Raw genomic sequence first — 5,937 nt, forward strand, 5'->3', positions numbered from 1 at the left:
CGGTACCACCTGACTCCATTCCGAACTCAGAAGTGAAACGTATTAGCGCCGATGGTAGTGTGGGGCTTCCCCATGTGAGAGTAGGACACTGCCAGGTCCCAATTCCGAAAAGCCCTTGTCTAACGACAAGGGCTTTTTTTGTATATGTTCAAAAGTATGAAAAAAGTAGCCAACAACTGAGCGTACTGTGCGTCCTCCTTGCGCAAAAGCCACGATACTGCGTATCATGATTTTGCACGATAGTGCTACTCCCGCGGTCAGCCATCCCGAAGGGGGCTCCCGTTTCTCTTATGAAAGCTTCTCGCAGAGCTCGACCGTTCATCACTTGCCGCATGCCATTAGGCATCCGTCATGCACTTGCGGTGCAGCGTTCTTCACGCAGTGTGCGTCCAACCCCAAGTGAGCTAAGACACTGCCAGGTCCTAATTAAAGAAACCCGCCTTACGGCGGGTTTTTTGCTTTCTGCACATTGGCAATGTTTTAAATTGTTTACTTTTACTTAACCCCATAATACCAAGCGCTTATAGAAAAATAATGCACTGCACACTACAGTTAATTGATCTAAGCAAAATGTGGGGTGTAACTTGTGAAACATTTAGTGTTAGCGCTAGGCATAGGTACAATAACCGCATTGCTGATATATTTTGAAGCAAGCATGGTCATTTCTGTAGTAACCATCTTCTTAGCTGTTGCCTTCGGCTCATATGTTGTTAAAGACAAGAGTGACGATAATCACAGTAAGTCCCCCCATGCTGCCAAACGTGGTAGCGAAAACGTAAGTCATACCAAAGAAGCGAACAACATCAGTGATGCCGCTAGCAGAATAGCAATAGGTGGTGCTTCTATTTCTTTTTTTCTTGAGCAATTGTCAAGTATGCTCAGAGCTCAAGTAACGAGCATCAGCGAAATGTCATCAAGACTTCAGCATATTGAATCCTCAGGCGTGGAATTGGATACGCTTGCTAAAAGTGCTTCTATATCAATGAATGAATCTGATGAAAACACACAACAAGGCACAAAACTTCTTAAGGAACTATCGTCACAGCAGCAAAAATTGGTAACAAATATCAATGCGTCAGCCAATGCACTTAGCGCGTTAAAAAGTAAGGCAGAAGGTATTAGCACTATCACAAATACTATTAATCAATTAGCTGACCAAACCAACATGTTAGCACTAAATGCTGCTATTGAAGCGGCCCGAGCGGGAGAGCAGGGCCGCGGTTTCGCGGTAGTTGCTGATGAGGTGAGAGATCTAGCAAAGAAAACAGCTGACGCTACATCAGGTATAGAAAATTTACTTCACGATATGAACACTAGTAGTCAATCGGCAGTAGAGACGATGGAGTCAGTACTGACTTCTAGTAATGAGATGAACACGTTGTTAGATGAAAGTGAAAAAGCTATATCGCACGCAGGTTCACTCTCTACACAAGCGCGTGATGCCGTAAATACAATGCAAGAACGTGTAGAAGTAAATACGGAGCACAGTTCGGGCATAGGCGCTAATATTTCAGAACTTCAGACGACAACAGAAAACTTAGATACAGATTTATCTAATGTCTCGCGTCAGGCCCTTCTGTTGAGTGAGCAAGCAGAGGATATTTTTAGACTGTTAGAACATTTTGATGTAAACGACAAAAACAGTATGGTACGCGATATAGCAGTATCAACTGCTAAAGCAATAGGTAAGCGGTTTGAAAAGGCTATTGAAGAAAATGAAATCTCTCAAGAAGCATTGTTTTCTTTTACTTACTCCCCCATAGCAAATACAAACCCAGTAAAACACTCTACACCGTTTGACACGTTCACCGATTCTGTACTGCCCACTATTCAAGAGCCTATTTTGGATGAGCACACATTTATAATATATGCGGGCGCCGTTGATAAGAATGGATATTTTCCTACGCACAACAAAAAATTTAGTCAGCCGCTAACAGGAGACTATCAGACAGATCTGGTCAACAACCGAACTAAGCGATTGTTTAATGATCCGACGGGCAGTCGATGTGGAAGCAATACCTCTGCATTTTTGTTACAGACCTATAAACGCGATACTGGAGAAATTATGCATGATCTCTCGGCACCAATTTTTGTTTACGGTAAACACTGGGGTGGTTTCAGAATAGGTTATAAAGCTAATTAAATAGGGCTTTGTTTTATTTGCTCCAATACGCTTTTATTTACGCTTTGCTTCCCATACCATTAGCGCATTGTTCGCAGCAAGTATAATGATATGCCGTCACTACAATCTTTCAGTACCTTCGGGCTTAATGCTTCTTGCAACGCTATTGAGCGTTTCTCCGATGTTCAAACTTTCTTGTCACTCTATGATAAAAATAAAACAACTTATCTGTTAGGTGGTGGCAGCAATACTATTTTTGCTGATGACTTCAACGGCACTATTTTATTAAATCAAATAAAAGGTATTAGCCACTACGATACTGAGGAATATCATTTTTTGAGAGTAGGGGCTGGTGAAAATTGGCATGAATTTGTGAGCTTATGCATGCAAGAAAAGTGGTATGGGCTCGAAAATCTTGCTCTTATCCCTGGTTCTGTAGGTGCGTGCCCTATCCAAAATATTGGTGCTTACGGACGAGAAGTAAATGCGTTTATAGACACTGTTGAGGTTGTTCTCCTTGAAACCGGCGAGCAAGTTAAAATTAGCAATGATCAGTGCGAGTTTGGCTACAGAGATAGCGTGTTTAAAAACGCATTAGCCAATAAAGTACTTATCACCCACGTTAATTTCAAATTGCCCAAAAACATTCAGCCGGAAACCTCTTATGGTGAGCTACAAGCATTGCCGTCGCCGACACCTGAAGCGATTTATGACAAGGTAATTGAAATAAGAAAAAGCAAGTTGCCTGACCCTGCTAAATTGGGCAATGCAGGAAGCTTCTTTAAAAACCCTATCATTAGCCGCTCGCAGTTCGAAAACATAGCAAAAGAATATGAGGTCGTACCGCATTTTGACGTCAAAGACAAAGATGGCGATGCTATAAAAGTTAAAGTACCTGCTGCTTGGCTTATCGATAAAGCTGGTTTTAAGGGAAAAACGCTAAATGGTGTAAGGTGTCACCCTACGCAACCTTTAGTATTGACCAATATTGGTGGCGCTACGGGTAGCGATATTCTAACCATGGCAAGAGATATCATAGCAAGCGTACAAGAAAAATTTGGGGTTGCCCTAGAACCAGAAGTGCGCCTATTGGGAAACAAAGGACTTATTTCGCTATGAGACAGGCATCAAAAGCAATAAGAAAACACATCTTAGCACTGTTGTCAGATGGGCAATTTCATTCAGGTGAAACCATTGCACAGCAAGTTGGTTTATCTAGAACCGCTGTGGCGGGTCACATTTCTCAATTAGCGGATTGGGGATTAGATGTCTTTAAAGTAAAAGGCAAAGGCTATCGTTTAGAGCGAGGATTTCCGTTGTTAAGTGCAGACAGCATTAAAAAACACTTGGGTAACACCAAGCGAGCAATGATTGATGTGGAATCAGTACTTCCCTCTACCAATACCGAATTGAAAAAGCGCATTGCGAATAATCGAGATGATTTAGAAAATGGCGATGTCATTTTTGCTGAAATTCAAACCGCTGGTCGAGGCCGCCATGGGCGAACTTGGTTAGCACCTGTTGGCGGAAGCCTCACTTTTTCAATGTATTGGTCATTTCCAGACGGCTACCAAAGTATGGCTGGGTTATCCTTGCTTGTTGGGTTGGCGGTTTGTGATGCACTAAAAGAGTTTGGTGTTAACGATGCCGAATTAAAATGGCCTAATGATATTTACTTACAAGGGAAAAAACTCGCAGGTGTGTTAATTGAAGTAGAAGGGCAAATAGGTGCTACCGCACATTGTGTTATTGGTATTGGTCTTAATGTATGTGTTCCTGATAACCAATATGATGTTGGTCAGCCCCACAGCGACTTAGCTTCGTATCTTGGCACCATACCCGATAGAAATGAACTTGCAGCTGAAGTTATCAAATCTTTGTGGGCTTATTTGCCAAAATTTACCCAACAAGGTTTCGGCCCGTTCGTTCCGCATTGGGAAGCGTTAGACCTTTATGCGGATAAGCGTATTGTTTTACAGATGGGTGAAAAGCGTTTTTCAGGTATTGACCGAGGTGTAGACGCCAGTGGTGCGCTTTTAGTTGAAACCCAAGATGGCATAACACGCTTTCATGGTGGTGAGGTTAGCCTTCGTGGTAACTAATGAAAATAATATCGACGAAAGTCAGGTGATATTAGTCGATATTGGTAACACTAAAATAAAATATACCCTATTAAGTGATGTCGAAAACGAACCGTACAGCTGCGAAGACTCAACTGTTTTGTTTTCTTTCATTGATAGAGTGCAAAATATTACGCATTTATACATCGCGTCGGTAAGAAATCAGGAACTGGTTGATGAAATTTCAACCATGTGTGGCGAGCGAAAAATTATTTTTGTAGAAAAGCACACAGAAAAAGAAGCTTTCGGTATAAAAAATAGTTACGACAACGAACAAAAAATGGGCGTTGATCGATGGCTTGCAATGGTAGGTGCAGCAGAAAAAGCAAAAAATGCATTTTTTGTCATGGATGTGGGTACGGCAATTACTGTCGATTTTGTTGTTGATGGTCAACATTTAGGCGGTTGGATCGTACCTGGTTTCCATGTAATGAAAGATTCTTTAGTGGCATCGACCAAAAAAGTATATGCGAATGATGAAATTCCAATCACCTTTGGGGTGGGAAACGATACAGAAGAATGTGTCGCTAAAGGGTGCCATGCAGCCCTATATGGTGTTTATTTGAGCGCGATTGATTACATATCAAGCAAACGAACCGATTTTGACGTAATTTTAGGGGGTGGAGACAAAAAAATGTTTGCATTCTTAAAATCTGCTGATAACATGCGCCTCGCTCATTTGGTGATGCAGGGTCTTGCCCGCTACGCTCGAAGTGAACTGATAAAGTAAACCTCGACGTAAGTTTTTGATTAGTTGAAAAATTGGTCAAAAAAGAAAATTGAAAAATTTTCAAAAAGACACTTGCACAGAGTTAAACAATACTCTAGAATGCGCACCCACTTGATGTAGTGCCGACTTAGCTCAGTTGGTAGAGCAACTGACTTGTAATCAGTAGGTCGCCAGTTCGATTCCGGCAGTCGGCACCATCAATCTGGAGGGGTACCCAAGCGGTCAACGGGAGCAGACTGTAAATCTGCCGGCTCAGCCTTCGCAGGTTCGAATCCTGCCCCCTCCACCACTTTCTTATGAGGTGGCCAGAGAATTAGGATTTGCGGGCATCGTATAATGGCTATTACCTCAGCCTTCCAAGCTGATGATGCGGGTTCGATTCCCGCTGCCCGCTCCAAATCAGTGCTGATATAGCTCAGTTGGTAGAGCGCACCCTTGGTAAGGGTGAGGTCGGCAGTTCAAATCTGCCTATCAGCACCAGTATATTTCTCCCCAGCTCATGTAAAATTTCATAAATTTTTTAATGTAACTTTGCTGGGATAATAGAAATGGCAAAAGAAAAGTTTGAACGTACGAAACCCCACGTAAACGTGGGTACAATCGGCCACGTTGACCACGGTAAAACTACCCTAACTGCAGCTATCACTACAGTTCTTTCTAAAACTTACGGCGGTAACGCTCAGGCATTCGATCAAATCGATAACGCGCCTGAAGAGAAAGCTCGTGGTATCACCATTTCTACTTCACACGTAGAATATGACACTCCTACTCGTCACTACGCGCACGTAGACTGCCCAGGACACGCTGATTACGTTAAAAACATGATCACTGGTGCTGCTCAGATGGACGGTGGTATCCTAGTAGTAGCTGCGACTGATGGTCCTATGCCACAGACTCGTGAGCACATCCTACTTGGTCGTCAGGTTGGTATTCCTTACATCATCGTATTCATGAACAAGTGTGAC

The 5,937-nt window shown here is 42.6% G+C and carries 5 protein-coding genes, 4 tRNA genes and 1 rRNA gene; all 10 read left to right on the forward strand.

Translation table 11 applies throughout. From position 1 onward, the window contains the following. Window positions 1–97: ribosomal RNA gene (gene rrf, locus LHL20_RS20405) — 5S ribosomal RNA — on the forward strand; the annotation flags it as partial. Between the two features lie 489 nt (window positions 98–586). Then, complete coding sequence (locus LHL20_RS20410; RefSeq protein ID WP_226434615.1) at window positions 587–2,143, forward strand: methyl-accepting chemotaxis protein; 1,557 nt, start codon at window positions 587–589, stop codon at window positions 2,141–2,143. A 90-nt stretch (window positions 2,144–2,233) separates the two neighbouring features. After that, on the forward strand, window positions 2,234–3,241 hold the full coding sequence (gene murB / locus LHL20_RS20415; RefSeq protein WP_226434616.1) for a UDP-N-acetylmuramate dehydrogenase: 1,008 nt from the start codon (window positions 2,234–2,236) through the stop codon (window positions 3,239–3,241). Next, entirely contained in the window at window positions 3,238–4,224 is a 987-nt protein-coding gene (gene birA / locus LHL20_RS20420) for a bifunctional biotin--[acetyl-CoA-carboxylase] ligase/biotin operon repressor BirA (RefSeq protein ID WP_226434617.1), read from the forward strand. Before murB ends, birA begins: the two co-directional genes overlap by 4 nt. Then, on the forward strand, window positions 4,214–4,972 hold the full coding sequence (locus tag LHL20_RS20425) for a type III pantothenate kinase (RefSeq protein WP_226434618.1): 759 nt from the start codon (window positions 4,214–4,216) through the stop codon (window positions 4,970–4,972). The genes birA and LHL20_RS20425 overlap by 11 nt, the downstream gene beginning before the upstream one ends. A 121-nt stretch (window positions 4,973–5,093) precedes the next feature. Next, window positions 5,094–5,169, forward strand: a tRNA-Thr gene (locus LHL20_RS20430). Between the two features lie 7 nt (window positions 5,170–5,176). Further along, window positions 5,177–5,261 (forward strand) — tRNA-Tyr (locus tag LHL20_RS20435). Between the two features lie 33 nt (window positions 5,262–5,294). After that, a tRNA-Gly gene (locus tag LHL20_RS20440) sits at window positions 5,295–5,369 on the forward strand. Between the two features lie 7 nt (window positions 5,370–5,376). Next, window positions 5,377–5,452: transfer RNA gene (locus LHL20_RS20445), tRNA-Thr, on the forward strand. A 68-nt stretch (window positions 5,453–5,520) separates the two neighbouring features. Beyond that, on the forward strand, window positions 5,521–5,937 hold a 417-nt coding region (locus LHL20_RS20450; protein ID WP_226432012.1), incomplete at its 3' end, for a GTP-binding protein.

The organism is Alteromonas sp. McT4-15 (assembly GCF_020515205.1).
Lineage (GTDB): Bacteria > Pseudomonadota > Gammaproteobacteria > Enterobacterales > Alteromonadaceae > Alteromonas.

What these genes read in the sequence shown, in the direction of transcription:
- murB (WP_226434616.1), top strand. Translation starts at nt 2,234, where the DNA reads ATGCCGTCACTACAATCTTTCAGTACCTTCGGGCTTAATGCTTCTTGC.
- birA (WP_226434617.1), top strand. Translation starts at nt 3,238, where the DNA reads ATGAGACAGGCATCAAAAGCAATAAGAAAACACATCTTAGCACTGTTG.